A 25,351-nucleotide genomic window follows, 5' to 3' on the forward strand; every position below is an offset into this window, starting at 1 on the left:
GCACCCCGCGGTATTTAAACAAATGAAGCGTACTTACCAGCCGTCCAAACTCGTCCGCAAACGCAGGCACGGTTTCCGTGCCCGCATGGCCACCAAGGGTGGCCGCGGCGTCGTCGCAGCCCGCCGCAACCGCGGCCGCAAGCGTCTCAGCGCCTGAGCACCAAGCGAGAGACAAGATCGTTGCCCGCAACCGGCAAGCCAACGGGTGCCCATCCCAAGCGGCTTCTGAAGCGCGCGGAATTCCTGGCTGTCCGCCGCGGCGAAAAGCGCCGCGGGCGGCTTTTCCTCGTCGAGGTCCTGGGCCGCGGCGACAGCGAGGCGCCGCGCGTCGGCTACACCGTCACCAGGAAGGTCGGCAACGCCGTCGTTCGCAACCGCATCCGGCGGCGGCTGAGAGAGGCCGTGCGCACGCATGCCGCGGATGACATGGCGCCCGGCAATGATTATGTCATCGTCGGGCGCGAAGACGTGCTTACCACTCCGTTCGGCCAGTTGAAGGCCGAACTCTCCCGCAGATTGCGTGGAACACGATAGGCCAAGGGCTTCGATGGAAAACAACCGCAACTTCTTCATCACCATCGCACTGTCGGTGCTGATCCTGGCGCTTTGGCAATATTTCTATGTGATGCCGCGCAGCGAGATGCAGCGCGAAGCCGCCCGCATCGAAGAGCAGCGCGTGGCGGAGCAGAAGAAGGCTGCCCAAGGCACCAGCCCGGGCGCCAGCGAAACACCGGTGCAGCCGGGCGCCATTCCGAGCGCGCCTGGCGGCGACGCCGTGACGCCGGCCAGCCGCGACCAGGCGATTGCCTCGACCAGCCGCGTCAAGATCGACACGCCGAGCCTCGAAGGCTCGATCAACCTCACCGGCGCGCGTCTCGATGATCTCAAGCTCAAGCACTACACGGAGACGGTCGACAAAAACTCACCCAAGATCGCGCTGCTCAATCCTGAGTCGCTGCCGAACGGATATTTCGCCGAGATCGGCTTTGTTGGCGAAGACAAGGTGGGAACGCTGCCGGGACCCAAGACCGTTTGGAACGTCGACGGCAATCCGACGCTAACGCCGGCTACACCAGTGACGCTCACCTTCACCAACGACAAGGGCCTGACTTTCAAACGCTCATTCTCGGTCGACAACGACTACATGTTCACCGTTTCCGACACCGTGCAGAATTCCGGTAGCAGCCCTGTCTCGCTGTTCAATTACGGCCGCATCACCCGCTTCGACAAGCCGGCGGTCGCCAGCATCTATGTGTTGCACGAAGGCCTGATCGGCGTCACCGGCAGCGAAGGCCTGCAGGAACACAAATACGCCGATCTCGAGAAAAACAAGCAGTACACACCGAGCAAGTCCAAGGACGGTTGGCTGGGCATCACCGACAAATACTGGGCGGCGACGCTGGTGCCGACAGAGGCGCAGGAGTTTCAGCCAAACTTCGCTTATTACGAGGACGGCCGTCATCGCTATCAAGCCGACTTCCGCACGGACGCGATTGCGCTGCAGCCCGGCGAATCCAAGACCATTGAATCGGAGATCTTTGCCGGCGCAAAGGAAGTCAACAAGATCAATGCTTACGAGAAAGATCGCAAGATAAGGCTTTTCGAAAAGCTGATCGATTGGGGCTGGTTCTGGTTCATAACTCAGCCGATGTTCTCGCTGATCGACACGCTTTACAAATTCTTCGGCAATTTCGGTCTGGCGATCCTCGCCACCACCGTCATTGTCAAGGCGCTGTTCTTCCCGCTCGCCAACAAGTCCTATGCGTCGATGGCGAACATGAAGAAGGTGCAGCCCAAGATGCTCGAGATCCGCGAGAAATACGCGGACGACAAGATGAAGCAGCAGCAGGCGATGATGGAGCTGTACAAGACCGAAAAGATCAATCCGCTCGCCGGCTGCTGGCCGGTGGCATTGCAGATCCCGGTGTTCTTCTCGCTCTACAAGGTGCTCTACATCACCATCGAGATGCGGCACGCGCCGTTCTTCGGCTGGATCCAGGATCTGGCGGCGCCGGACCCGACGTCGATCTTCAACCTGTTCGGACTGATCCCCGTTACCTTGCCGCACATGCTGATGATCGGCGTCTGGCCGCTGATCATGGGTGTGACGATGTTCCTGCAGATGCGCATGAACCCGACGCCGCCGGACCCGACGCAGGCTGCGATCTTCACCTGGATGCCCGTGATCTTCACCTTCATGATGGCGGGTTTTCCGGCCGGCCTGGTCATCTACTGGGCCTGGAACAACACACTGTCGATCCTGCAGCAGGGTGTGATCATGAAGCGGCAAGGCGCCAAGATCGAATTGTGGGACAATCTGGTCGCGCTGTTCCGCAAGAAACCGTCGCCGGCGGAATAGCCGGCACTCCGACTATGCGAGACCAAAAAGCCCCGGTTCGTCCGGGGCTTTTTGCACAAGCTGCCCGCCTGGATTAAGCGATTGGTACTGCCGGACGGATCGCGCTATTTTGACCTGGCTGGCAGTTGCTCGACGGAGCTCGATATGACCGGACCCAATCCATCGATCAAGCATCCGATCCCGTTGCACACGCGCGTCGGCTTTCTGAAACCGCTGGTGACGGCGCCGAATATCGAGATTGGCGACTTTACCTATTATGACGACCCTGACGGACCCGACAAATTCGCCGAAAAATGCGTGCTGCATCATTATCCGTTCATCGGCGACAGGCTGATCATCGGCAAGTTCTGCGCCATTGCCGAGGGTGCGCGCTTCATCATGAACGGCGCCAATCACGCCATGTCCGGCTTTTCGACCTATCCGTTCAACATCTTCGGCCATGGCTGGGAAGAAGGTTTCGACCCGGCGACATGGTCGAAGGAGGTGCGCGGCGATACAATCGTCGGCAACGACGTCTGGATCGGCATGGAAGCGGTTATGCTGCCCGGCGTGAAGATCGGCGACGGCGCCATCGTCGCGGCAAAGTCGGTGGTGACGCACGATGTGCCGGCCTATGCGATCGTCGCTGGTAATCCGGCCAAGGTGGTGAAGATGCGCTTCGACGACAGGACCATCCGGCGGCTGCTGGCGCTGGCGTGGTGGCACTGGCCGGTGGAAAAGATCAGCCGCAATCTCGATGCCATTCGTGGCAGCAACATTTTTCTTCTGGAGGCAGCGGTTTGAACGCGTTGAACAAGACCACGATCGGCATCGAATTGTTCACGCGAGCCTGGATCTTCATCCGCGGCGTGCCGGCGATGAAATTCCTGCCGCCGGAGGGTCCACCCGAGATCGCCTTTGCCGGCCGCTCCAATGTCGGCAAATCGTCGCTGATCAACGCGCTGGTCAACCAAAAGGGGCTGGCGCGCACCTCCAACACGCCGGGCCGTACGCAAGAGCTCAACTATTTCGTGCCTGGCGGATTTTCGGGAGAAGGCGCCGATCTGCCGCCGATGGCGCTGGTCGACATGCCAGGCTATGGCTACGCCACGGCACCGAAGGAAAAGGTCGACGAGTGGACGAAGCTCGTCTTCGACTATCTCAAGGGCCGGGTGACGCTGAAGCGCGTCTACGTGCTGATCGATGCCCGCCATGGCATCAAGGCCAAGGACGACGAGGTGCTGTCGCTGCTCGACAAGGCGGCGGTGTCGTATCAGATCGTGCTGACCAAGACCGACAAGATCAAGGCGGCGGGGGTACCGCGACTGGTCGAGGAAACGCTCCAGAAGATCAAGAAACGCCCGGCGGCATTTCCCTTCGTGCTCGCCACGTCGTCGGAAAAGAGCGAGGGCCTCGAGGAATTGCGTGCGGCGATCGTGCTCGCCGCCAATGGCGGATAGGCCACCGACCCTGGCAGCCTGTCAGGCGGGGCTGGAGGCCCGTTCCTGCTCAAGCTGTTCGGTGCCGTAGGCCTTCAGGAACACATCGACGCCCGACCTGACGATGTGTTCGATCTCGGCCGCACTTGGCGCCTTGGTGCGATAGGCGAAAATGCACTGGCGGAAAAGGCCGGCCAGGCACAGCTCGGTGAACTGATAGGCGGCAAGCTCGACGTCGTCGATCTTCAGCAGGCCGCGTTCGATAGCCATGTTGAGGAAAACGACGACCCTGTCATGGCCGCGCTTCGGGCCGCGTTCGTAGAACCGGGCACCAAGCTCCGGGATGCGTTCCGACGCGCCGATCACCGTCCGCTGCGCCAGGATGACCCTCGCCGAAGTGATCTTCATGGACAGCACGATGCCGAACTTCACCAGCGTCTGGCGAAGGTCGCCGATCTGGTCGAGCACTTCGTACATGTTCTTGAAAATCGTGCCGCGCTCTTCCTCGATCAGCGCTTCGAACAGCTCTTCCTTGTTGGCGAAGTAGACATAGATGGTGCCCTTGGACACGCCGGCCTCGCGCGTAATGTCGTTCATCGACGCGGCTTCGAAGCCCTTGTCGATGAAGACACGGCGCGCACCCTCGATGATCTGGCTGCGCTTGACCGGGTCTTGCCCCGCGGCTGGGCGGCCGCGCGGCAGACTGTCCAGCAGATCGCACTGGTCCTTGCCGGCGCTGGGCAATGGGCCTGAATCAGGCAAAGGAGCGGCCTTGGGGGCTTCGGCCATAATGTCACACCTCGTAAAATAATTCGAACCATCCGGTTCGATTGCTCTTGATATGGGCCTCTTTAAGCGCTAAGTCAACGTCGAGATCGAACCGAACGGTTCAGTCTGACGAAATTCAGCGCCAATTAATTTAGAGAGATATCATGTCCTCGAACGCGCCCACCAGTGCCGAAGTCCGCCCCTTCCCCAGTGCCAAGGTCCAGCCTGCGATCGAAGCGCCGGAAACCCCTCTCAAGCCCGCCGACGTCACCCCGCTGGCTCCCGCCAAGAAGAAGCGCTCGATGCGCTCGATGTTGCTGCCCATCATCGGCCTGGCCCTGCTGGGCGCCGGCGCCTGGTATGGCTATGATTACTGGACCGACGGGCGCTTCATGATCACGACCGACGACGCCTATGTCCAGGCCGACACGGCGTTCATCTCGCCAAAAATCTCGGGTTATGTCGATCAGGTCAAAGTGACCGAGAACCAGCAGGTGAAGGCCGGCGACCCGCTGCTGATCGTCGATGACGGCGACTACAAGATAGCCGTTGCCCAGGCCGAGGCGCAGATCGCCACGTTGAGCAAGACGCTCGACCGCATCGATGCCCAGACCGAGGCGGCGCGCGCCTCGCTCAAGCAGGCGCAGGCGCAGAAGACCGCCGACCAGGCCGCGGCCGATAATGCGAAGCGAGCTCAGGTTCGTGCCGCCCAGTTGCTCAAGACCCGCGTCGGTACCCAGGCCCAGTTGGACGATGCCCAGACGGCGGTCGAGCAAGCCAATGCCGCACTAGCCGGCGCCGACGCGCAGATCGCGGCGGCTCAGGCGAATATCGGCGTGCTCCAGGCGCAGCGGGCGGAATCGGCAAGCACGCTGGCCTCGCTGCAGCTTGCCCACGACAAGGCGGTGCGGGATCTGTCCTTCACCGTGCTGCGCGCACCCTATGACGGCGTGGTCGGCAACCGCTCGGTCGAGCAGGGCGACCTGATCAGCCCCGGACAGAAGCTCGCCGTCATCGTGCCAATGGACAAGCTCTACATCGTCGCCAACTTCAAGGAGACCCAGCTTGCCCGGCTGATGCCTGGTGAAAAGGTCAGAGTGTCGGTCGACGCGATCGACGGTCAGGACATCGAGGGTACCGTGTCGTCGCTGGCCCCGGCTTCGGGAGCAGTGTTCTCGCTGCTGCCGCCGGAAAACGCCACAGGCAATTTCACCAAGGTGGTGCAGCGCGTTCCGGTTCGCATAGACGTGCCCGCGGATGTGCTGAAGACGGGCAAGCTTCGCGCCGGCCTGAGCGTCGTCGTCGCCGTCGACAGCCGCACGGCGCCTTCGGCATCGAAGTAAAGCGGAACCGGAGCAAAGGTCATGGCGACCGCAACCCTAACTGCAGGATCGGCGCCGACGCCAGCCATGCCGGCGCCGGTTGACCACATCTCGACACGCCGCGTCATCGCCTTCCTGGCAATGGTGTTCGGCATGTTCATGGCCATCCTGGACATCCAGATCGTCTCGGCCTCGCTGGCCGAGATCCAGGCGGGCCTGAGCGCCAGTTCGGACGAGATTCCGTGGGTGCAGACGGCGTATCTGATTGCCGAGGTGGTGATGATCCCGCTGTCGGGCTTCCTCAGCCGGATGCTGTCGACGCGGGTGCTGTTCACAATCTCGGCGGCAGGTTTCACCGCGGCCAGCGCGCTGGCGGCGACCGCAACCAATATCGACCAGATGATCGTCTACCGCGCCGTGCAGGGCTTCATCGGCGGCGGCATGATCCCGAGCGTCTTTGCAGCCGCCTTCACCATCTTCCCGCCGTCGCGTCGCGCCATCGTCTCGCCGATGATCGGCCTGGTGGCGACGCTGGCGCCAACCATCGGCCCGACCGTCGGCGGCTATATCAGCCATGCCATGTCCTGGCACTGGCTGTTCCTGGTCAACGTCGTGCCCGGCATTCTGGTGACGACGGCCGCCTGGTCGCTGATCGACTTCGACAAACCCAATCTCAAGCTGTTCAGCAAGTTCGACTGGTGGGGGCTTGCCGGCATGGCCGCCTTCCTGGGCTGCATGGAATATGTGCTGGAGGAAGGTCCCAACAACGACTGGCTGCAGGATCAGGCGGTGTTCATCTGCGCCGTCATCATGACCTTCGGCGCGGTGCTGTTCTTCTGGCGCGTGTTCACCGCCGAGGAGCCGATTGTCGATCTGAGGGCTTTCAGCAATATCAATTTTGCCTTCGGCTCGCTGTTCTCCTTCGTCGTCGGCATCGGCCTCTACGGTCTGACCTATCTTTATCCGGTGTTCCTGGGGCGGATCCGCGGCTACGATTCGATGATGATCGGCGAGGCGCTGTTCGTCAGCGGCCTAGCCATGTTCTTCACTGCGCCGATCTCCGGCATCCTGTCGAACAAGATGGACCCGCGCATCATGATGATGATCGGCTTCTTCGGCTTCGCCACGGGGACCTGGTGGATGACGCATCTAACCGCCGACTGGGATTTCTATGAACTGCTGATCCCGCAGATCCTGCGCGGCTGCTCGATGATGCTTTGCATGGTGCCGATCAACAACATTGCGCTCGGAACCTTGCCGCCGGAGCGGCTGAAGAATGCGTCTGGCCTGTTCAACCTGACCCGCAATCTCGGCGGCGCCGTCGGCCTGGCAGTCATCAACACCGTGCTGATCGACCGCAATGCCTTCCACTACGCCAGGCTCTCCGAGCACGTGCAATGGGGAAGTGCCGCTGCGCAGCAGAAGCTGCAGAACATGACGCTCAACTTCGAGCAGACCGCCGGGCTCGACGCCTCCAAGGCGGCCATCTCCAAACTGTCAGGCATGGTCCAGCAGCAGGCGTCGCTGCTGTCGTTCATGGACGTATTCTTCATGCTGACGGTTTTGTTCGCGACGCTTGGGCTCTTCACCCTGGTGATCCGCAAGCCAGCCGCTCAGGGCGGCGGTGGCGGAGGCCATTGAGGCGCGCTGGATCCCCCGCCTGGCGCCCTCGCGCATGACCCCGAAATGCGATTTTCGGGGTCATGCGCAAAATCAACCATTACGAAGTCCTCTCGCGCTCCGACAAAGTCAGGGTCGCAGCCGTCCTCACGCCGTCGCCGGCTTGAAGGTCAAGGCAACGCCATTGATGCAGTGTCGCAACCCGGTCGGCGGCGGACCGTCGTCGAATACGTGGCCGAGATGGCCGCCGCAGCGGCGACAATGGACCTCCGTGCGGGTCATGCCCAAAGACCTGTCCACGGTCTTGCCGACGGAATTCGGGATTTCCTGCCAGAAGCTCGGCCAGCCTGTGCCGGAATCGAACTTGGTCTCTGACGAATAGACCGGCAGGCCGCAGCCGGCGCAAGCGAAGATGCCTTTGCGGTGCTCGTTGAGCAGCGGACTGGTGCCCGGGTATTCCGTGCCCTCCTTGCGCAGCACATTGAAGGCCGCGTCGGACAGGATGGCGCGCCACTCGGCTTCGGTCTTGGTAACCTCGAAAGTCTCAGCCGCGCCTGCATCCTGGGCTCCGCCCATGCGCAGCGCGGTGGCGCCTGCGACAACGCCAATGGCTGCCGCACCACTCAAAAGAAGCTCGCGACGGTTCATGGCCATTCCTCCTGTCATTGCTTGTGCCAAATTCGACCGCCACACGGAAATCAAAAGCCGGTGACGATCGCTGTCCTCAAAGCGGGACTCCGCGCCTATCCACATCTTGCGTGAACGGCGCGGAGTGTGCGCAGGGAGGCCCTTAGCGATATCTTCGCCGGCAGCGTGCGTTTGTTACATCTTCGGCAGGAGAACCTTGTCGACGACGTGGATGACGCCGTTGGACTGCTCGACATCGGCGATCGTCACATTGGCGACGTTGCCGTTCTCGTCGGTCACGGTGACCTTGCCGCCGTCGGCCTTGAGCGACAGTTCGCAACCACCGACCGTCTTGACCTTGTGGGTGCCGCCGTCGTTCTTCACCATCTTGGCCACGTCGGCGGCCATCGCTTTGGCGCCGATGACATGGCAAGTCAGGATCTTGACGAGCTTGTCCTTGTTTTCAGGCCTGAGCAGCGTCTCCACCGTGCCGGCTGGAAGTGCCGCAAAGGCCTCGTTGGTCGGCGCGAACACAGTGAAGGGGCCAGCGCTTTGCAGCGTATCGACCAGGCCGCCTGCCTTGACGGCAGCGACCAGCGTCGTGTGGTCCTTCGAGTTGACAGCATTTTCGACGATGTTTTTCTGGGCATACATGGCGGCGCCGCCGACCATCGGATTTTGAGCATAGGCAATGGTGGCGAGCGCGGAAATGGCGACCGTGCCGGCAAGCAAAATGGTGGCGAATTTACGCATGATTTCAATCTCCTCGGGTTATCGTTCCCCTCATTTGGGAACGCAAGGAGATACGCGATAGAAATGCTGGAGTTTCGCCCTCTCCGCAAAAAATATTTGTCGCTGCAATTTGCCCGGCGCGGATCGACAGCCGCCAACAAGCTTTGCATGCGTTTAAATCGCAGGAGATAGATTTCAGGTCTGCTTCCGGAGATGAGAAGCGGTCAGATGCTCTTCAGATCGCCCGCTGCGACCACCGGTCCAGTCGGCTGGCCGGTCGGTGAACCGCCGGCAGGCTCAACGCTGACCGCAAGCACGGCGCCTTGCGCCAATTTCTCCTGGACGGCGGGCGGGATGGCCAAATGCGCGGTCGCACCGGCCGGGATGACGCCCATCGACACCGGCGCCTTCTTGCCTTCGATCATCCACAGCTCGAAGTCCTTGCCGGCGGCCCGCTCGCCGGAAACGTGGGAAAGACCGACCTCGTGACGGGCGGCATCGTAGACGACGAGATATTTGACGTCGCTGCCTTCGGCCGCCAGCGAGGCGACAAGCCGCGCCTGCGGCGGTTCGGTGGACGGGCGGAAGTAAGGCACGGCGATGTAGATCGCCAGCGCCGCAATGGCGGCGGCGGCAAGACCGCGCCAGAAGCCAAGGCTCGACCACAGGCCGGCGCGCGGCTCTGCAGCGAACAGCCGGCGGTCCAATGCTTCCTTGACCCTGATCGGAGGCTCTGTCTCCGGATAGGCGGCGGCCATCGGCGAAAGATGCGCCTCCCAGGCATCGACAAGGCGCGCGAAGGCGGCGTCCGCATCGATGCGGCGCGACGCGATCTCGCGTTCATCGGCGGCCAGAACGCCAAGAACGTATTCGGCGGCGAACAGGTCGTCGCCCCCACGTTCCGGTCCATTGTCGTCAGCCAGCGTCATCTTTCCAGGCATTCTCTCAGTTTCAACAGGCTGCGCCGCAGCCAGGTCCGCATCGTGTTCAGCGGTACGCCATAGCGCTCCGCCAGTTCGGCATAGCTTTTGCCATCCAGATAGGCGCCCCGGACGGCCGCCGCCCGGTCCTTCTCCAATTCCTTGAGACAATGGTAAATGCGTTCGGACTCACCGCCCGCCACGGCCATGGCCTCCGGCCCCGGCGCCGGATCGGCCACGTCGAGCGCGGCATCGATATAGGCGGCAGGCTCTCGCCGCGCCCTGATCCGATCGATCGCATGATTGCGCGCAATGGCCACCAGCCAGGAGATCGGGCTCAGATCCGAAACGGCGAAACGGTCCGCCTTCGTCCATATCTTGACGAAGACCTCTTGAAGCGCCTCTTCTGCATCTCCCCGATCCTTCAATACACGAAGGCAGACGCCGAAAAGTTTCGCGCTGGTCTGCCGGTAGAGCAGATCGAACGCAGCCCGGTCCTTCATCGAAGTCCGGACAATCAGGTTGCTGATGTCCTGCGGCGTCATCCGCCGCCAAATTAGGCGATTGCAATGTATTTGCAACGACTGAAATGGTCTTGCGCACCGGCAGCGCCAGCGTCGATTGCCAATGAAATCGCCGCCCGCTAGCTTGCAATGAGCGGGAGGGCGACCATGTCGATCGAGCGGGTTCTGTGGGAGCATGACGCAACCGGCCAGGTCGCACTCGTGCACAAGGGAGAGATTACACCGCAAGATCTCGTCGATGCGGCGATCGCCCGGGCCGAGGCCACCCACCCGGAGATCAACGCCATCGCCGAACCGCTCTATGAGGCGGCGCGGGCGCGGGCGAAAACCGTCGACCGCAAGCTGCCGTTTGCCGGAGTGCCCTTTGCGCTGAAGGATCTTGGCATCGCTATGAAGGGCGTGCCGACGCATGGCGGCAGCCGCATCCCGGCCTTCACCCCCGATTTCAGCTCGGTGATGACGGAGCGCTATCTGGCCGCCGGCCTGATTCCGATCGCCACCAGCACCGCACCCGAACACGGGCTGAGGCTGGTGACCGAGTCGGTGGCTTACGGCGTCACCCGCAATCCATGGAACACCGCGCACACGACCGGCGGTTCCTCGGGCGGTGCGGCTGCGCTGGTCGCGGCCGGCGTCGTGCCGGTGGCACATGCCTCGGATGGCGGCGGCTCGATCAGGGTGCCTGCGGCTTGTACCGGGCTGATCGGGCTGAAAACCTCGCGAGGCCGCGTACCCTTGACGCCGCTCGTCACCGAAAGCTGGTACGGCTTCGTCGTCGACCATGCGTTGGCCCGCTCGGTGCGCGATACGGCCCTGCTGCTCGACCTGACCCACGGGCCTGACCCGCTGTCGCCCTACGCGGCACCCTCGCCGAACGGCAGTTTCACTGCGGCGGCTGGGCGCGATCCGGGCAAGCTCAAGCTCGCCTTCTATCGAAAATCGCCGCTCGGTCTGCCGATATCGGAAGAGACGTTGAAAGCTCTGGATGCGGCGATCGGGCTGGCGCGCGAAGGCGGACACAGCGTCGAGGAGATCGACCTGCCCTATATCGATCGCGATTTCATCGCCGATTTCGCCAGAACCGTCGCTGCGGCGGTGGCCGGCACGATGCGTGGCGAGGCCTTGCGCGTCGGCCGCTCCATCTCAGGCGACATCGAACGCGCCACGCGCGTGATGAGCCGGTTCGGTGAAATTCTCTCGGCCGGCGAAATCTATGCCGGCCTGCAGCGGCTGCACGCCACTTCGCGCCGGCTTATCGCCGAAACCGCGCACTACGATGCTGTGCTGATGCCAGTTATCGCGCACCCGCCGGTCGCCTGCGGCACCATGGACCCGAAAGGCGCCGACGAATTCATCGAGAATGTCCTGGACAGACTGCGCCTCGCCGGCCTGCTGAAGTTCAAGCCGCTATTCGGCCAGCTGATGGACAAGAGCCTGTGGTTCACCCACTGGCCGGCGATCCAGAACGTCAGCGGGCAACCGTCGATCACGCTTCCGGTTTACGTCACCGATGCCGGCCTGCCGCTCGGCGTCCAGGCCGCCGGCCGCCCCGGCGACGAGGAAACGCTTTTGTCGTTCGCTGCGCAGATGGAAAGGATCTCGGGCTGGCTGGGCCGACGGGCGCCGCTCCAGCGGCCGGCATAGGCGGTGATTTGATCGATCGTGACAGCAAAGCCGTTTGCCCCCTCGTCCAATTCCCGCTAAGACGCCGCCGTTCATGCCAAGCTGGGAACCACGCCGATGACGGATGTCGCCGCCACCGCCGAAATGCAGGCCGCGCTGCTTTCAAGGGCGCTGCCCTATATGCAGCGCTACGAGAACAAGACGGTCGTGGTGAAATATGGCGGCCACGCGATGGGCGACATCGCGCTCGGCAAGGCTTTCGCCCGCGACATCGCACTTTTGAAACAATCCGGCGTCAACCCGATCGTCGTGCATGGCGGCGGGCCGCAGATCGGCGCCATGCTCAGCAAGATGGGCATCGAATCCAAATTCGAGGGCGGCTTGCGCGTCACCGACCAGAAGACCGTCGAGATTGTCGAGATGGTGCTGGCCGGGTCGATCAACAAGGAGATCGTCGCGCTGATCAATGCCGAGGGCGAGTGGGCGATCGGCCTGTGCGGCAAGGACGGCAACATGGTGTTTGCCGAAAAGGCGCGCAAGACCATGATCGATCCGGATTCCAACATCGAGCGGGTGCTCGACCTGGGCTTCGTTGGTGAGCCTGTCGAGGTCGACCGCACATTGCTCGACCTCCTGGCGCGGTCCGAAATGATCCCGGTGCTGGCGCCGGTGGCGCCCGGCCGCGACGGCCATACCTACAACATCAACGCCGACACTTTTGCCGGCGCCATCGCCGGCGCCTGCCAGGCGACGCGCCTGCTGTTCCTTACCGACGTGCCCGGCGTGCTCGACAAGGACAAGAAGCTGATCGACGAGTTGACCGTGGCCGAGGCCAAGGCCCTGATCAAGGACGGCACTGTCTCGGGCGGCATGATCCCCAAAGTCGAGACCTGCATCGAGGCAATCGAGCGCGGCGTCGCAGGCGTCGTCATCCTCAACGGCAAGACGCCGCATGCGGTGCTGCTCGAGCTGTTCACCGAACACGGCGCCGGCACGCTGATCGTGCCGTGAGGCCGGGTGTCTGAGGGGCTCAAGCGTTTGGCGAAATAGCGGTCACGGACTGACGCGACAGGCGTTCGACAACCATCGATTCCTCTTCCTCGTCTTGCGGCGCGCCCCAGAATTCGGCGAGCGTCGGGCCATTTTTCAGGCGGCGGTCGCGGACCAGAAAGCCCCAGACTTCGCGGAACCAGACGCGGCGGCCCATTTTGGTGTACCAGCGCATCGAATGCCGTTGCTCCGGATCCTTGTGGAACAGGATGCGCGCCAGCGCCTTGGGCCGCGACTGCACGGCCAGTTCGATCAGCTTAACGGCGAAGAACAACATCCACGGCTTGAGGCGGGTCATCTGCAGGACCTGATGCTTGTAGTCCCACAGGCGGGCGTCCAGCTGGATCACCTTGCGGTCCCTGGCAATCCTGAAGAACGGCGTCCAGCGATGCGGCGTCACATAGAGCGCCTGGATCTGGTCGGGGTCATAAGCGATCAGCTGGCGGAAGCCGCGCCAGAGGTCGCGCAAACTTTCGTCCTCGAAACCGGCCACCCAGGTCGCCATCGACAAGATGCCGTTGAGGCGCAGCAGCCGTATCGCCTCGCGGTCGGATGAGGTGCTGCCGCCCTTGCGGATCAACTGGAGCGTCTGCTCGTCGGTGTTTTCCATACCAAGCAGCCAGCGGATGACGCCGGCCTTGCGATAGAGATGCAGGCTGTCGGCGTCGCGGACGATGTCGTCGGCGCGGGTCGAGCCGACGATCAGTACCGGCACATTCTCGGCGATCATCGCATCGAGAAAGGCGCGCCAGGCTTTTTTGGAGGATGTCGGGTTCTCGTCGGCGAGGTTGATCAGCTCGACGCCATGCTCGCGATGCAGCCAGGCGATCTCTTGCGCGAACTTCACGGGGTCGCGATGCCGCCATCGCGTCCAGAAGCCGCGCTGGCCGCAATAATTGCACAGATGTGGGCAGCCTCGCGAGAACTGCATGACCACCGCACGCTTGCCTCCCCAATAGCTGTAGCGACTGAAATCGATCAGTTCCCAGCCGATGCGGTAGACGTCGAGGTTGGCGATCGTTCTTGCCGGCTTGGTGGCAAAGGGCTGGCGCAAATCGTCAGGAAAAGCGATCCCCGCCACGTCCGACAGCGGCTTGCGTTTCTCAAGCGCTTCGGCCAGCGCGACGATTGTCGCCTCGCCCTCGCCGCGCACGATGAAGTCGAAGGCATGCGTTTCGGCCAGTATGTCGCGCCAGTGATAGGTCGGAAACACGCCGCCATAAATCAGGATTGTCGCTGGCTCGATGTCCTTGACCATGCCGGCGATCAGCAGGGCTGTCGGATGCGCAGAGGTCGAGCCGGAATGGCCGATCAGAATGCAGTCGGGATGATCGCTCAAGGCGTCCCGGACCAGCGTGGCAAGCGGCATCGGCCCGAATTCGGCATCGACGAGCCGCACCTCGTGTCCCGCGTCGATCAGCGGACCGCCCAGTGTCAGCAAGCCGAGCGGCGGCAGATGGTCGTCCGGCACACGGCTGCCGATGGCGGTATGCGGCGGGTTGATCAGGACGATTTTCATGGCGGGCCTTATGCAATGGCGGTCCGCATGTCGTAGTCGGCGATCTAGTTCCGGAGATTGGCTCGCTTCAGCAGTTTGTGTGCAGCTTTTCCGCAGAAATGCCTATCGTCTGAGATGTGCAAGCGGGACATGGCCGGGCCCCTTGATGTTCTGCAGCACAAGCTGAGTGTGTACGTCGCGCACGCCTTCGAGCCGCATCAGCCGGTGCATGACGAAGGCATTGAGCTCGTCGACCGACGGCACCATGACATGCAGCAGGAAATCGTAGTCTCCAGTCATCGTCCAGCACGACGACACCTCGTCCATGCGCTGCACGGCGGCGATAAAGGTTTCGGGCGAGCCGTCGCTGTGGGTTACGAGGCGCACCTGGATGAACACTTCGACCATCAGCCCGACGGCGCGGCGGCTGAGCACCGCAGCAAAGCCCTTTATGATGCCCGCCTGCTGAAGGGCCTCGAAGCGCCGCGCGCAAGGTGTCGTCGACAGCCCAATCTCCTGCGCCAATTCGGAGACCGGCTTGCGCCCGTCGCGCTGCAGGATGTCGAGCATCTTGATCTCGAATTCATCAAACTGAGGCATTTTCACTCTCCCAAAGCTCGATCGTGGAGTCTTTTACCTCCAACCCCGCATTTGAGCCACCATCAAAGCTGATTTGCCTCGCGCCATCCGGCTAGAATTTCCGGCAATCCGCTGATCATGATTTCCAGGGAGAGCAAGCCATGACAATGAACGTTGCCGACTATGCCCGCGAATGCGCTGCGCGAGGCCTTCGCGGCGATTATTCGGTCTGCCGTGCCGATTTCACCGTGGCGCAGGGCTACAATTATAGCGACGAAGAACAGGCGGTGTGGCGCACGCTGTGCGACCGCCAGACGAAGCTGACCAGGAAGCTCGCCCACCATTCCTATCTCGATGGCGTCGCGGCGCTCGGCCTTCTCGACAAGATCCCGGATTTCGGTGCGGTCAGTGAGAAGCTGCGCAAGCTCACCGGCTGGGAGATCGTCGCCGTGCCGGGGCTCATCCCCGCCCAGCCGTTCTTCGACCACCTCGCCAACCGCCGCTTCCCGGTCACCAACTGGCTGCGAACCCAAAAGGAGCTCGACTACATCGTCGAGCCCGACATGTTCCACGATTTCTTCGGTCACGTGCCGATCCTGACGCAGCCGGTCTTTGCCGACTTCATGCAGATGTATGGCAAAAAGGCCGACAGCGTGATTGCGCTCGGCGGCGACGAGATGATCACCAGGCTTTACTGGTACACCGTCGAATACGGGCTGATACGCGAGCCGGGCCAGCCGCTGAAGGCTTTCGGTGCCGGGCTGATGTCATCCTTCACCGAGCTTCAGTTCGCGGTCGAAGGCGGCGAGGCGCACCATGTCCCCTTCGACCTGGAAACTGTAATGCGCACCGGCTACGAGATCGACAAGTTCCAGCGTGCCTATTTCGTGCTGCCGTCGTTCGACGCCCTGCGTGATGCTTTCGAGACCGCCGATCTTGCGGCGATCGTGGCGCGCCGCAAAGGCGAGCCAGCGCTCGACCCGGCGAGCCTATAGGCTGTCGGTTATTTCCAACGCCTCGGCCTTCAGCCGGGCCAGCTGGTCGCGCTGAAGGTCGAGCGACGCCGTAACGAAGCGCAGGATCGTGGCGAGTTCAGTGTCGCTGAATGTGGCGATCACCTTTTCCCCCTCCTGCGCGATCGCGCCATAATAGCGCGTCGATAGTTCTCGCGTGAGTTCCGTCGCCTCTATGACCACCTTGCGCCTGTCCTCGAGGCTGCGCGTTCGTGTCAGCAGGCCGCGTGCCTCCAGCCGGTCGATCAGCGCGGTGACCGCGGCCGGCGTCAATCCTGTTGCGGCCGCGACCTCGCCAGCCGATCGCGGGCCGCCATAGAGCAGCGCCAGGCAATGGCGTTCCGCCGTACTCAGCCCAAGCCTATCGCCCACTGCCTCGTCATAAGCCTGCGTCGCGTCCTGCCAGCCCATAATGGCAAGGCTGATGGCGGTCTTCATGTCGGCCCGATTCATGCTTGACGAATTTATTTCGATCATCTAACTATCAATCTGTCTAACATTACGGCCATTATAGTAATATGCTGCATCAGGCGCAAGGCAAGGCCTGTCGCAGCCTGCAAGGAGTGAACCATGAATCAGACCCCAACGCGCGGCCTACTCACACCGGCCGAGGAGTTCAAATATGCCAAGCTGGCGATGGAGTGGTATGGCTGGGGCTCTCCCATTGGCCTTGGCATCGCTCTGGTGGCGCTGGCGGCGGCCGCCCTGCTGTTCCGCATCGCCATCTTCGGATTTTGACCGTCTGGCAGCGGCGCGGTTGAATGCAGCAGAAGGCTTAGGGCCGAGCTCAGGCGGCTTCGGAAATATCGCGGTCGATGATCGACAGATTGCGGCCGCGATGCTTGGCCTCGTAGAGCCGCTGGTCGGCGGCGCGCATTAGCTCCGACACTGCGGCGTCTCTGCCGCAGGTGATGCCGCCAATACTGACTGTCAGCGGAACCGTTCGTTCGTCGACGGGCCGGAAACGGATACGCTCGACTTCACGGCGGATGCGCTCGGCGATGCGCCTGGCCTCGTGTTCGGTGGCACCAATCAGAAGGGCGCAGAATTCCTCGCCGCCGATGCGGCCAAGCACGTCGCCGCTGCGCACGCCACGCTCTATCGCGTTTGCGATCAGGAGCAGCGCATCGTCGCCGATCAGATGGCCGTAGCTGTCGTTGATGGTCTTGAAATGGTCGGCATCGACGATCAGCAATGCCCCGCGATCGGATTTGCGCCGGGAGCCGTCGAGAGCGGCAAAGAAACTTTCGCGGTTGAGCATGCCGGTCATGTCGTCGCGGCTCGCCTTTTCCGCCAAGCGCCTGTGCGCGGCGGCGAGTTGGGCATGGGCGCGGGCGAGCTCGCGATGCGCGGTCTGCAACCTTTCGCCCTGCCAGAACGTATAGGCGCCGACGCTCCAGGCAAGCGCGAGCGGGCACACGGTGGATGTCAGCCAAATGGTGCGATTGATCGGAAACCCCATTGCCGGCACGACGATCAGCGTCAGCAAAAGCGAGACCGCGACGGAGGCGAAAGCGATGGCGGCAGACTTTAGAAATATGCGATTCATCGCTTGCTCCCACTGGTCCGTCTTGGTTCCAGCAAAGCGCTGAATGTCACCTTTCGGCGATGCTTAAGATTTTAATCATGGCGCCATTTTTACTACCCAGGGCGCGCATAGGTTGTGGATAAACCTCCTGTTAGAAAGATCGTTTCGTGCCATAAGGACGTATGACCACACTTCCCGACCCCGCCCGCTTTGCCCATGTCACCGACTGGGTGTTCGATCTCGACAACACGCTTTATCCGCACCATTCGAATCTGTTCTCGCAGATCGATGTGAAGATGACCGCCTACGTCGGAGAATTGCTGACGCTGCCGCGCGAGGAAGCACGCAAGCTGCAAAAGGAGCTCTACCGCGAATACGGCACGACACTGAACGGATTGATGACGCGCCACGGCATCGACCCCGACGATTTTCTCGAGAAAGTGCACGACATCGATTATTCCTGGCTGGTTCCAGATCCCGTCCTCGGCACCGCCATTCGCCAGCTTCCCGGCCGTAAATTCATCTTCACCAACGGGGATCGCCGGCATGCCGAACGCACCGCGCGGCAGTTGGGCATTCTCGAGCATTTCGATGATATTTTCGATATCGTCGCAGCCGGACTGAACCCCAAGCCGGCGCGGCAATCCTATGAGAAATTTGCCGAACTCCACGCCGTTACCGGGCAAAATGCGGTGATGTTCGAAGATCTTGCCCGCAACCTGTCGGTGCCGAAATCGCTGGGCATGACCACAGTGTTGGTGGTGCCGCGCAATTTCGAGCCGACCTTCTCGGAAATCTGGGAACGCGACCCGGCCAGCGAGGACGATGTGGACTTCGTCACCGACGACCTCGCCGGCTTTCTCACGGCGATCGTGGAAGTCCCTGCTTGAGGCAGCCGGCGCGCTTCAAGTCCTTGCTTGCATGTCAAAGTTTATAGAAGCGGCTGACGATCCCCCAGGCCTCGTCGGCAGTGTCGACGAAATCGATGATATCCTGGTCGCCGGGCGTGATCGTGCCTTGCTCGGCGAGGAAATCGAGGTCGATCGCCCTTGCCCAGAAAGCCTTGCCGAACAGGATGACCGGCACGCGTTCCATGCGGCCGGTCTGGATCAGGGTCAGCGTTTCGAAGAACTCGTCCATCGTGCCGAAGCCGCCTGGAAACACCGCAACGGCCTTGGCACGCATGACGAAATGCATCTTGCGGACCGCGAAATAGTGGAAGTTGAAGCAGAGTTCCGGCGTCACGTAGGCGTTTGGCGCCTGCTCGTGCGGCAGCACGATGTTGAGACCGATCGACGGCGCGCCAACATCGTCGGCGCCACGATTGCCGGCCTCCATGACGCCCGGCCCGCCGCCGGTCACCACGACGAATTCGCGATAGTACGAGATGGCCGACTGCTGCGAGCAGAGGCGGGCGAATTTGCGCGCCTCCTCGTAATATTTGCTGTTTTGCTCGAGGTTCTTCTTCTGCGTCTCGTTCTTGGCCGCCCAGGCTTCGCCGCCGGGCTCGGGGATGCGGGCGCCGCCGAACAGGATGACGGTCGATTGGATGCCGCGCTCGGCCAGGATCATCTCCGGTTTCAGCAGTTCGAGCTGCAGCCTGACCGCGCGCAACTCGCGCCGCGTCATGAAATCGGGATCGTTCCAGGCCAGCCGGTATGTCTCCGCGCGCGTTTGCGGCGTGTCCGGCACGCTTCTCGACCGCTCCAGATCCTCGTCCGAATGCGGCAGCGGCGTCCATCCCGTCTTTTCCATGGGAGTCATATTTGCTTTACCCGTCCAATCATTCACCTGCGCCGTCCCGTGACGCTGCCGCGATTGACCCTCCCCAAGCCTTCACATAGGGTCCGCGCGACTTTCAAACAGGTTAAGGCGCCGGCCCTTAACAGCTTGGTAATGGAGCGAATTCATGTCGAAGCCCGATCTCGCGAGCCTCGAGGAGATTATCGAGAACGCCTTCGAGGAACGCGACACGATTTCGACCGCAACCCGCGGCGAGACGCGCGAGGCCATCCAATCGGCGCTCGACCTGCTCGACCGGGGCGTCGCCCGCGTCGCCGAGCGGCAGGCCGACGGCAAATGGCACGTCAACCAGTGGCTGAAGAAAGCGGTGCTGCTGTCGTTCCGGCTCACCCCGATGGAGATCATAAAGGGCGGTCCCGGTCAGGCGGTATGGTGGGACAAGGTGCCTTCGAAGTTCGACGGCTGGAGCGCCGTCGATTTTGAGAAGGCGGGCTTCCGCGCCGTGCCGTCGTCGATCGTGCGCCGCTCCGCCTATGTCGCGCCCGGCGCCGTGCTGATGCCGTCCTTCGTCAATGTCGGCGCCTATGTCGACAGCGGCACCATGGTCGACACCTGGGCTTCGGTCGGCTCCTGTGCCCAGATCGGCAAGAATGTGCATCTGTCGGGCGGCGTCGGCATCGGCGGTGTGCTGGAGCCGATGCAGGCCGGCCCAACCATCATCGAGGACAATTGTTTCATCGGTGCCCGTTCCGAAGTGGTCGAAGGGTGCATCGTTCGCGAAGGCTCGGTGCTCGGCATGGGCGTCTTCATCGGCCAGTCGACCAAGATCGTCGACCGCGCCACCGGCGAGATCTTCTACGGCGAGGTGCCGCCTAATTCCGTCGTCGTCGCCGGCTCGCTGCCGGGCAAGCCTTTTCCAAACAACGAACCCGGCCCCAGCCTCTACTGCGCCGTCATCGTCAAGCGGGTCGACGCCAGAACCCGTTCCAAGACATCGATCAACGAATTGCTGCGCGATTGATCTTTCCCCACGAATACGGACGGAATTCGCTTGCCTGACAGATCAGACCTCATCTGGCTTTTCTTCAGAACTTCGGGCCGCGTCAGCCGCGCGGCCTATTTTCTGGGAGGACTGCTGGTGGCCATCATACAAGCCCTCCCACTCTACCGTTTCACGCTGGTTCCGGAAGGCACTACCGAGAGCAACATGTGGTCGTTCATTTTCTTCATCGCCTTCATTGCCTCGCTTTGGTCGAACGTGGTGCTGGCGGTGAAGCGGTTGCATGACCTCGACAAGCCGGGTGTTGCGGCGCTGGTGCTGTTCGTGCCGGTTGTCTCGATTATCGCTTTCCTCGCGCTTTGCCTGTTTCCCGGGCGGCCGGGACCCAACCGCTACGGCAAGCGCACCAACGCCCCGGCCGAACCCTGAGCACCGATCGGACATTTCGTCATGCGCTACCGCTCGCTTGATCCGAAACTGATCCTCGAAACCGCCGAACGGCTGGAAGGGCGCGTCGCCGAGCGCTTTCCCGATGCAGGCTTGCGCGGCGTCGCCGCCGAGCTCGTGTCGCTGTCGCGCGATCTGGCAAAGGCAGCCAAGGCGCTGGAGGCGCCGATCTGGTGGCTGCGCGGCCTCATCATCGCCGCCTTCGTCGTCGGAGCGCTGATGTTCCTGTTCGTCGGCACAATCCTGCCGCTCGGCCGCATCTCGGGAAACCACGATGCCTTCCAGTCGGTGCAAGGCATCGAAGCCTCCCTCAACATGATCATCCTCGCGGTGCTGGGCTTCCTGGCCCTGATTCGCTCCGAGGAGCGGATCAAGCGCAAGCGGGTGTTTCGCCAGCTCCACGGGCTGCGGTCGCTGATCCACGTCATCGACATGCACCAGCTGACCAAGGATCCGGCAACGCTTTCAGCCAGTTTCAAGCCGACTGCGCATTCGCCAGCCCGCATCACCAACGCCGCCGACCTTGCCCGCTATCTCGACTACTGCTCCGAAATGCTGTCGATCACCGGCAAGATCGCCGCGCTGTTCGCGCAATCGGTGAATGACGCCGTGGTCATCGACGGCGTCAATGACATCGAGAACCTGGCTTCGAACCTCTCGCGAAAGATCTGGCAGAAGATCACGCTGATCGAAACCCCTCATGGGCAGCCGGCACGTGCGGCGAAGACCGATCCCGAGCCGGGCCCGCCGCGCCGGCCTGCAGTCCGCAGACGACCGGGGCCGGCAAGCTAAAGCCGGCGACCCGGCGACAGATCCGCTAGAACGGTTCATCGTTTCGCAGAAACGCCGAACCGCTCTATCTTTTTGTTTTGACGCAATTCCGGACGGAAAACCGCTTCACACTTTTCCTGGAATTGCTCCAGAGCGGCGGAGCGGGGAGTTCCGAAAGCCCGGTTTTGCGCCGGATGCTCTAAGCGAATGTTAATCACCCTGGCCCAGCATGCCGGCGAAGACTGTGTCGACCGGCACGGAGCGCTCGACTGGCAAGCGACCTATCCCTGATCACCAAGGAGCCGCGCAAAACGTGGAGCGCCGCCGCTCGCCTATTTGCCTGGTTCTCTTCGCCGATGAAATTGGAACCGGAAGCTGTCCGCGCCCGGCTTCTCGACACCACCTTCGACCGCAAATTCGCAGTCCTGTTCGGCACCATCAGCGTTCTGTTGGTTGCAGTCAGCGCCGCTCTTGCCACCGGGGATTGGTGGCCCTACGCCTGGATTGCCGCCGACCTGATGCTTTTCACCGTCCGCGTGCTGCTGATGCGGGAATGCGAGCAGGCCCGCAGGCGCGGCTCGAAAGGGCCGCTGGCGGGCCTGATGGCAGCCAGCGGCGTCTGGTCGGTCGTTTTCGGCCTCGGCTGCTATGGCTGTGTTGCCAGCGGGAATATGGCGCTTTCCGTACTTGCCGCCTTGAATGTCGCAGGCGTCGTCGGCGTGGTGTCGTCACGCAATGCGGCGACCCCGCGCTTCGCCATGTTCGTCATGTTGGCCGTAAGCCTGCCTTACGTGGTCGGTGCATTGTTTTCTGCGGCGCCCGGAATGCCGATCGTCGGAATTCAAACGCCGTTCTATGTGGCCGGCGTCATCATCGTGCTGCTTCAGAACCACGCAATCAATGCCCGCATGATCCGCGCCGAACTGGACAATCGCGACCTGGCCATCAAGGACGCGCTGACCGGCCTGCCAAACCGCATCTTCCTGCAGGAGAAATTGCGCGACATGTGCCGCGACCTTGCGACGCCGGCCGCCAATGGCGGCAAGCCGTTTGCAGTGCTCAGCATGGATCTCGACGGTTTCAAGCAGGTCAACGACCGTTTTGGCCACGCCGTCGGCGACGTGCTGCTGCGCAAGGTGGCCGAACGATTGAAGCGCGGCTTCCGTCCGGGGGACGTGGTCTTCCGCATTGGCGGCGATGAATTTGTCATCCTTTTGCCCGCAACCTCGGAGATCGAGGCCACCTACCTGGCAAAGCGGGCCATCGAAAAGGTCTCGGTGCCCTTCGACCTCGGGGTCGGCTCCGCCATCCATGTCGGCTTGAGCGTCGGCAGCGCATGCGCACCCGCCGACGGAGGCGATCCGGAAATCCTGCTCACCTGTTCCGACCATGCGCTCTACGAAGCCAAGCGCACCGGCAAGGGCCGTTACTGGGCGCCTGTGCGGGCTACGATCTGACGGTCGCAGCGACAGCTTCCGGCGACAGGCAGGGCGATCCGCGCCTCTTCTGCTCGGCCGCGCGCACCAGTGCCGTGACATGCTTCAGCAACGGCGCCGGCGTGCCGGCCTTTTCGGCCAAACGCAGGACCGCGCCTTGCAGTTCGCCGATCTCCGTCGGCCGGCGGCGCTGAAGGTCATCCCACATCGACGAACGCGCGGCCGGATCGATGGCAAGCATCCGCCGCGCCAAGAACTTGAACAGCCAGTCGGGCAGGCGAAGCACTTTCGGCAGCAGCGCGGGACGCAGGCCGGCGATGCGAGCGGGTTCGATGCCTGTCGCCATCATTGCCGCCAATGCTTCGTCGATCTGGCCGGCCAGGATCAGCCGCCAGCGGCGATCGGCAAGCTCTGCCGCCAGCGGCAGGCCGGAAAGCGCCACCAGCGCGTTGTTGAGGTTGAGCAGCAGCTTGCCCCATAGCACCGCTTCGATGTCACCATGCGTGGCGACGGCAAAGCCCTCGACGTCAAGCAGTTCGTCAAGGCCTGTCGGACCCTGTTCGATCATCACCTTGCCGCCGCTGGCGCGGTGCAGGCGAAGCGGCAATTCGCCCTCCGCCGATTGGACCACGTTGAACGGCACCATGCCCGCGAGCACCCGCCGGGCGGCGAGATGGGCTCGCAACTTATCGGCATTGTCGACGCCGTTCTGCAGACTGAGTATCACCGCATCCGGTCGGGCATGGGCCGCAATAAGCCCGGCCATGTCCTGCGTCGCGCCGCTCTTGACCGTTAGCAGGATGACATCGGCACCGGGGAATGCCGCGGCCGGATCGGCGGTGACCGACAATGCCTCCGGCTTGACGGATCGGTCGCGGCCATCACGGTCGGTGATGTGCAATCCACCTTTTTGCAGCACCTTCTCGATGCGCGGCCGCGCCAGCAGAACCACCCTTCGCCCGGCAAGTATCAGGCAGCCGCCGGCGTAGCATCCGATACTGCCGGCACCGGCGATTACGATCGTCCTGCCATGCGTGATCATGCGATGGCCCTGTCCTGGTCGAGAGGCCTTGCCGCAACTATACGGCATGAAAACCATAATGTCGGCGGCATGGCTGGCCCTTATGTCTGGCCGTGACAGGCCTTGCGCTTTCGACTATCGCTTTTGCCCATGACGCTGCCTACCAATCCGACCAGAAATCTGGCTGCTCTCATCCGCTGCGCTTCCGTGACGCCCGCCGAAGGCGGTGCGCTGAGCGCGCTGGAAGAAATGTTGAAGCCGCTCGGCTTTGCCGTCGAGCGCCCGGTGTTTTCCGAATCCGGCACACCTGACATAGAGAACCTTTACGCGCGGCGTTCCGGCAACGGCCCGCATCTGATGTTTGCCGGCCATGCCGATGTGGTGCCGGTGGGCGATGAAACAGCCTGGACGCACCCACCCTTTGGCGCCGAGATCGCCAATGGCGAGATGTTCGGCCGCGGCGCCGTCGACATGAAGGGCGGCATTGCTTGTTTCGTCGCGGCGGTAGCGCGACATATCGCGCAGAAGGGCGGCCCGAAGGGGTCGGTCTCGCTGCTGATCACCGGCGATGAGGAAGGGCCGGCGATTAACGGCACGACGAAGCTGCTCGAATGGGCGGCCGCCAAGGGCGAGAAATGGGATGCCTCGATCGTCGGCGAGCCGACCAATCCCGACGCGCTCGGCGATATGATCAAGATCGGCCGGCGCGGCTCGCTATCGGGCACGGTCGTCGTCAACGGCCGCCAGGGACACGCCGCCTATCCGCAGCTAGCCGACAACCCGGTGCGCGGCCTGGTGACGCTGGTCGACGCCTTGCTTGACCCCGTCTTCGACAACGGAACAAGGGATTTCCAGCCGACCAATCTTGAGGTCACCTCCATCGATGTCGGCAATCCTGCCACCAACGTCATCCCGGCGAAGGCGGCGGCTACCTTCAATATTCGCTTCAATGACACATGGACCGCCGAGACGATCCAGGCCGAGATCCACAACCGCCTCGACCGGGCGGCGAAACGCAAGAAATACCGCGCCGGCAAGAAGACGCCGGTCGACTACGAGATCGTCTGGCGCGACGGGCCGAGCCATGTTTTCCTGACACGCGACGACAGGTTGATCGAGACGCTTGGCGGCTCGATCAAGGCGGTGACCGGCAGGAAGCCGGCGCTCTCCACCTCCGGCGGCACCTCCGATGCCCGCTTCATCAAGGATTATTGTCCGGTGGTCGAATTCGGACTGGTCGGCAAGACCATGCACATGGTCGACGAACGCGTGGCGATTGCCGACCTCGAGACGCTGACGCAGATTTATCTGCGCTTCGTTGAAGACTGGTTTGCGCAGGACATATCCTAGTG

28 protein-coding genes are annotated in these 25,351 nt (G+C 62.5%); 17 read left to right on the forward strand and 11 right to left on the reverse strand.

What is annotated here, in order from left to right; genetic code table 11:
• Positions 1-22 precede the first annotated feature (22 nt).
• From rpmH to yihA, 5 genes are all read left to right on the forward strand, one after another.
• On the forward strand, positions 23-157 hold the full coding sequence (gene rpmH, locus NKI47_RS06560) for a 50S ribosomal protein L34 (protein WP_008833937.1): 135 nt from the start codon (positions 23-25) through the stop codon (positions 155-157).
• 23 nt (positions 158-180) lie between these two features.
• Positions 181-534 (forward strand): ribonuclease P protein component, encoded by a 354-nt coding sequence (gene rnpA / locus NKI47_RS06565; protein ID WP_352539960.1) that lies wholly within the window; start codon positions 181-183, stop codon positions 532-534.
• A gap of 13 nt (positions 535-547) precedes the next feature.
• Positions 548-2,359: a membrane protein insertase YidC gene (gene yidC, locus NKI47_RS06570; RefSeq protein WP_352568513.1), complete on the forward strand. Its 1,812-nt coding sequence runs from the start codon at positions 548-550 to the stop codon at positions 2,357-2,359.
• 144 nt (positions 2,360-2,503) lie between these two features.
• Positions 2,504-3,142 carry a CatB-related O-acetyltransferase gene (locus NKI47_RS06575; protein ID WP_023677492.1) on the forward strand — a complete coding sequence of 213 codons (639 nt, stop codon included), beginning with the start codon at positions 2,504-2,506 and terminating at the stop codon, positions 3,140-3,142.
• Entirely contained in the window at positions 3,139-3,798 is a 660-nt protein-coding gene (yihA, locus tag NKI47_RS06580) for a ribosome biogenesis GTP-binding protein YihA/YsxC (RefSeq protein ID WP_352472343.1), read from the forward strand. Before NKI47_RS06575 ends, yihA begins: the two co-directional genes overlap by 4 nt.
• A 21-nt stretch (positions 3,799-3,819) precedes the next feature.
• Here the strand turns inward: yihA and NKI47_RS06585 are convergent, their stop codons facing one another.
• A complete protein-coding gene (locus tag NKI47_RS06585) occupies positions 3,820-4,566 on the reverse strand; it encodes a TetR/AcrR family transcriptional regulator (RefSeq protein WP_352588537.1) in 747 nt (248 codons plus the stop codon).
• A gap of 143 nt (positions 4,567-4,709) precedes the next feature.
• On the opposite strand from NKI47_RS06585, the gene NKI47_RS06590 reads away from it, so the two are divergent.
• Complete coding sequence (locus tag NKI47_RS06590) at positions 4,710-5,888, forward strand: HlyD family secretion protein (protein WP_352588540.1); 1,179 nt, start codon at positions 4,710-4,712, stop codon at positions 5,886-5,888.
• A 66-nt stretch (positions 5,889-5,954) separates the two neighbouring features.
• The gene (locus NKI47_RS06595) at positions 5,955-7,508 is read left to right on the forward strand and encodes a DHA2 family efflux MFS transporter permease subunit (protein WP_352588947.1); all 1,554 of its coding nucleotides are present in this window, start codon (positions 5,955-5,957) and stop codon (positions 7,506-7,508) included.
• A gap of 126 nt (positions 7,509-7,634) precedes the next feature.
• Here NKI47_RS06595 and msrB read toward each other — a convergent pair whose 3' ends face one another.
• From msrB to NKI47_RS06615, 4 genes are all read right to left on the reverse strand, one after another.
• Positions 7,635-8,135: a peptide-methionine (R)-S-oxide reductase MsrB gene (msrB, locus tag NKI47_RS06600; protein WP_352588543.1), complete on the reverse strand. Its 501-nt coding sequence runs from the start codon at positions 8,133-8,135 to the stop codon at positions 7,635-7,637.
• A gap of 174 nt (positions 8,136-8,309) precedes the next feature.
• Positions 8,310-8,867, reverse strand: a complete 558-nt coding sequence (locus NKI47_RS06605) for a fasciclin domain-containing protein (protein ID WP_352588546.1) — start codon at positions 8,865-8,867, stop codon at positions 8,310-8,312.
• Positions 8,868-9,070: 203 nt separating this feature from the next.
• Positions 9,071-9,775, reverse strand: coding sequence for an anti-sigma factor (locus tag NKI47_RS06610; RefSeq protein ID WP_352472348.1), 705 nt, complete (start codon positions 9,773-9,775; stop codon positions 9,071-9,073).
• Positions 9,772-10,311 carry a sigma-70 family RNA polymerase sigma factor gene (locus NKI47_RS06615; RefSeq protein WP_023677484.1) on the reverse strand — a complete coding sequence of 180 codons (540 nt, stop codon included), beginning with the start codon at positions 10,309-10,311 and terminating at the stop codon, positions 9,772-9,774. The genes NKI47_RS06610 and NKI47_RS06615 overlap by 4 nt, the downstream gene beginning before the upstream one ends.
• A gap of 126 nt (positions 10,312-10,437) precedes the next feature.
• On the opposite strand from NKI47_RS06615, the gene NKI47_RS06620 reads away from it, so the two are divergent.
• Positions 10,438-11,934 (forward strand): amidase, encoded by a 1,497-nt coding sequence (locus NKI47_RS06620; protein WP_352588549.1) that lies wholly within the window; start codon positions 10,438-10,440, stop codon positions 11,932-11,934.
• 96 nt (positions 11,935-12,030) lie between these two features.
• Positions 12,031-12,924 (forward strand): acetylglutamate kinase, encoded by an 894-nt coding sequence (gene argB / locus NKI47_RS06625; RefSeq protein ID WP_023677482.1) that lies wholly within the window; start codon positions 12,031-12,033, stop codon positions 12,922-12,924.
• A gap of 19 nt (positions 12,925-12,943) precedes the next feature.
• On the opposite strand, the gene bchE is transcribed toward argB, so the two are convergent.
• Both bchE and NKI47_RS06635 read right to left on the reverse strand, forming a co-directional pair.
• Positions 12,944-14,482 carry a magnesium-protoporphyrin IX monomethyl ester anaerobic oxidative cyclase gene (gene bchE, locus NKI47_RS06630; protein ID WP_352588552.1) on the reverse strand — a complete coding sequence of 513 codons (1,539 nt, stop codon included), beginning with the start codon at positions 14,480-14,482 and terminating at the stop codon, positions 12,944-12,946.
• A 102-nt stretch (positions 14,483-14,584) separates the two neighbouring features.
• Positions 14,585-15,061 carry an Lrp/AsnC family transcriptional regulator gene (locus NKI47_RS06635; RefSeq protein ID WP_023677481.1) on the reverse strand — a complete coding sequence of 159 codons (477 nt, stop codon included), beginning with the start codon at positions 15,059-15,061 and terminating at the stop codon, positions 14,585-14,587.
• A gap of 140 nt (positions 15,062-15,201) precedes the next feature.
• Here NKI47_RS06635 and phhA point away from each other — a divergent pair, with 140 nt between their 5' ends.
• Positions 15,202-16,035 carry a phenylalanine 4-monooxygenase gene (gene phhA / locus NKI47_RS06640; protein ID WP_352568518.1) on the forward strand — a complete coding sequence of 278 codons (834 nt, stop codon included), beginning with the start codon at positions 15,202-15,204 and terminating at the stop codon, positions 16,033-16,035.
• Here phhA and NKI47_RS06645 read toward each other — a convergent pair.
• The gene (locus NKI47_RS06645) at positions 16,030-16,530 is read right to left on the reverse strand and encodes a MarR family winged helix-turn-helix transcriptional regulator (protein ID WP_352588555.1); all 501 of its coding nucleotides are present in this window, start codon (positions 16,528-16,530) and stop codon (positions 16,030-16,032) included. The two genes, phhA and NKI47_RS06645, sit on opposite strands and share 6 nt — an antisense overlap.
• Before the next feature lie 93 nt (positions 16,531-16,623).
• Between NKI47_RS06645 and NKI47_RS06650 the strand changes: the two genes are divergently transcribed.
• Positions 16,624-16,791 (forward strand): hypothetical protein, encoded by a 168-nt coding sequence (locus NKI47_RS06650; protein ID WP_352588558.1) that lies wholly within the window; start codon positions 16,624-16,626, stop codon positions 16,789-16,791.
• Between the two features lie 49 nt (positions 16,792-16,840).
• Here NKI47_RS06650 and NKI47_RS06655 read toward each other — a convergent pair whose 3' ends face one another.
• Complete coding sequence (locus NKI47_RS06655; protein WP_023677477.1) at positions 16,841-17,602, reverse strand: GGDEF domain-containing protein; 762 nt, start codon at positions 17,600-17,602, stop codon at positions 16,841-16,843.
• A gap of 161 nt (positions 17,603-17,763) precedes the next feature.
• Here NKI47_RS06655 and NKI47_RS06660 point away from each other — a divergent pair, with 161 nt between their 5' ends.
• Positions 17,764-18,471: a pyrimidine 5'-nucleotidase gene (locus NKI47_RS06660; protein ID WP_352588561.1), complete on the forward strand. Its 708-nt coding sequence runs from the start codon at positions 17,764-17,766 to the stop codon at positions 18,469-18,471.
• A gap of 34 nt (positions 18,472-18,505) precedes the next feature.
• On the opposite strand, the gene NKI47_RS06665 is transcribed toward NKI47_RS06660, so the two are convergent.
• Complete coding sequence (locus tag NKI47_RS06665; RefSeq protein ID WP_352588564.1) at positions 18,506-19,345, reverse strand: LOG family protein; 840 nt, start codon at positions 19,343-19,345, stop codon at positions 18,506-18,508.
• A 145-nt stretch (positions 19,346-19,490) separates the two neighbouring features.
• Between NKI47_RS06665 and dapD the strand changes: the two genes are divergently transcribed.
• From dapD to NKI47_RS06685, 4 genes are all read left to right on the forward strand, one after another.
• On the forward strand, positions 19,491-20,345 hold the full coding sequence (gene dapD, locus NKI47_RS06670; RefSeq protein ID WP_023677474.1) for a 2,3,4,5-tetrahydropyridine-2,6-dicarboxylate N-succinyltransferase: 855 nt from the start codon (positions 19,491-19,493) through the stop codon (positions 20,343-20,345).
• A gap of 30 nt (positions 20,346-20,375) precedes the next feature.
• Complete coding sequence (locus tag NKI47_RS06675) at positions 20,376-20,753, forward strand: DUF805 domain-containing protein (RefSeq protein WP_352588567.1); 378 nt, start codon at positions 20,376-20,378, stop codon at positions 20,751-20,753.
• A gap of 21 nt (positions 20,754-20,774) precedes the next feature.
• Positions 20,775-21,563, forward strand: a complete 789-nt coding sequence (locus tag NKI47_RS06680; RefSeq protein WP_352455973.1) for a hypothetical protein — start codon at positions 20,775-20,777, stop codon at positions 21,561-21,563.
• 335 nt (positions 21,564-21,898) lie between these two features.
• Positions 21,899-22,999, forward strand: coding sequence for a GGDEF domain-containing protein (locus NKI47_RS06685; RefSeq protein WP_352588570.1), 1,101 nt, complete (start codon positions 21,899-21,901; stop codon positions 22,997-22,999).
• Here the strand turns inward: NKI47_RS06685 and NKI47_RS06690 are convergent.
• Positions 22,989-24,020, reverse strand: a complete 1,032-nt coding sequence (locus NKI47_RS06690; protein ID WP_352588573.1) for a 2-dehydropantoate 2-reductase — start codon at positions 24,018-24,020, stop codon at positions 22,989-22,991. The genes NKI47_RS06685 and NKI47_RS06690 overlap by 11 nt on opposite strands.
• A 129-nt stretch (positions 24,021-24,149) precedes the next feature.
• On the opposite strand from NKI47_RS06690, the gene dapE reads away from it, so the two are divergent.
• Positions 24,150-25,349, forward strand: a complete 1,200-nt coding sequence (dapE, locus tag NKI47_RS06695; RefSeq protein ID WP_352588576.1) for a succinyl-diaminopimelate desuccinylase — start codon at positions 24,150-24,152, stop codon at positions 25,347-25,349.
• The last annotated feature ends 2 nt before the right edge of the window (positions 25,350-25,351 follow it).

The sequence above is a fragment of the Mesorhizobium sp. M0633 genome, from assembly GCF_040320645.1.
GTDB lineage: Bacteria > Pseudomonadota > Alphaproteobacteria > Rhizobiales > Rhizobiaceae > Mesorhizobium.

Coding starts and splice junctions, on each gene's coding strand:
- rpmH (WP_008833937.1), top strand. CDS start 23: ATGAAGCGTACTTACCAGCCGTCCAAACTCGTCCGCAAACGCAGGCAC.
- yidC (WP_352568513.1), top strand. CDS start 548: ATGGAAAACAACCGCAACTTCTTCATCACCATCGCACTGTCGGTGCTG.
- NKI47_RS06575 (WP_023677492.1), top strand. CDS start 2,504: ATGACCGGACCCAATCCATCGATCAAGCATCCGATCCCGTTGCACACG.
- NKI47_RS06585 (WP_352588537.1), bottom strand. CDS start 4,566: ATGGCCGAAGCCCCCAAGGCCGCTCCTTTGCCTGATTCAGGCCCATTG.
- NKI47_RS06590 (WP_352588540.1), top strand. CDS start 4,710: ATGTCCTCGAACGCGCCCACCAGTGCCGAAGTCCGCCCCTTCCCCAGT.
- NKI47_RS06595 (WP_352588947.1), top strand. CDS start 5,955: ATGCCGGCGCCGGTTGACCACATCTCGACACGCCGCGTCATCGCCTTC.
- msrB (WP_352588543.1), bottom strand. CDS start 8,135: ATGAACCGTCGCGAGCTTCTTTTGAGTGGTGCGGCAGCCATTGGCGTT.
- NKI47_RS06605 (WP_352588546.1), bottom strand. CDS start 8,867: ATGCGTAAATTCGCCACCATTTTGCTTGCCGGCACGGTCGCCATTTCC.
- NKI47_RS06610 (WP_352472348.1), bottom strand. CDS start 9,775: ATGACGCTGGCTGACGACAATGGACCGGAACGTGGGGGCGACGACCTG.
- NKI47_RS06615 (WP_023677484.1), bottom strand. CDS start 10,311: ATGACGCCGCAGGACATCAGCAACCTGATTGTCCGGACTTCGATGAAG.
- NKI47_RS06620 (WP_352588549.1), top strand. CDS start 10,438: ATGTCGATCGAGCGGGTTCTGTGGGAGCATGACGCAACCGGCCAGGTC.
- argB (WP_023677482.1), top strand. CDS start 12,031: ATGACGGATGTCGCCGCCACCGCCGAAATGCAGGCCGCGCTGCTTTCA.
- bchE (WP_352588552.1), bottom strand. CDS start 14,482: ATGAAAATCGTCCTGATCAACCCGCCGCATACCGCCATCGGCAGCCGT.
- NKI47_RS06635 (WP_023677481.1), bottom strand. CDS start 15,061: ATGCCTCAGTTTGATGAATTCGAGATCAAGATGCTCGACATCCTGCAG.
- phhA (WP_352568518.1), top strand. CDS start 15,202: ATGACAATGAACGTTGCCGACTATGCCCGCGAATGCGCTGCGCGAGGC.
- NKI47_RS06645 (WP_352588555.1), bottom strand. CDS start 16,530: ATGATCGAAATAAATTCGTCAAGCATGAATCGGGCCGACATGAAGACC.
- NKI47_RS06650 (WP_352588558.1), top strand. CDS start 16,624: ATGAATCAGACCCCAACGCGCGGCCTACTCACACCGGCCGAGGAGTTC.
- NKI47_RS06655 (WP_023677477.1), bottom strand. CDS start 17,602: ATGAATCGCATATTTCTAAAGTCTGCCGCCATCGCTTTCGCCTCCGTC.
- NKI47_RS06660 (WP_352588561.1), top strand. CDS start 17,764: ATGACCACACTTCCCGACCCCGCCCGCTTTGCCCATGTCACCGACTGG.
- NKI47_RS06665 (WP_352588564.1), bottom strand. CDS start 19,345: ATGACTCCCATGGAAAAGACGGGATGGACGCCGCTGCCGCATTCGGAC.
- dapD (WP_023677474.1), top strand. CDS start 19,491: ATGTCGAAGCCCGATCTCGCGAGCCTCGAGGAGATTATCGAGAACGCC.
- NKI47_RS06680 (WP_352455973.1), top strand. CDS start 20,775: ATGCGCTACCGCTCGCTTGATCCGAAACTGATCCTCGAAACCGCCGAA.
- NKI47_RS06685 (WP_352588570.1), top strand. CDS start 21,899: ATGAAATTGGAACCGGAAGCTGTCCGCGCCCGGCTTCTCGACACCACC.
- NKI47_RS06690 (WP_352588573.1), bottom strand. CDS start 24,020: ATGATCACGCATGGCAGGACGATCGTAATCGCCGGTGCCGGCAGTATC.
- dapE (WP_352588576.1), top strand. CDS start 24,150: ATGACGCTGCCTACCAATCCGACCAGAAATCTGGCTGCTCTCATCCGC.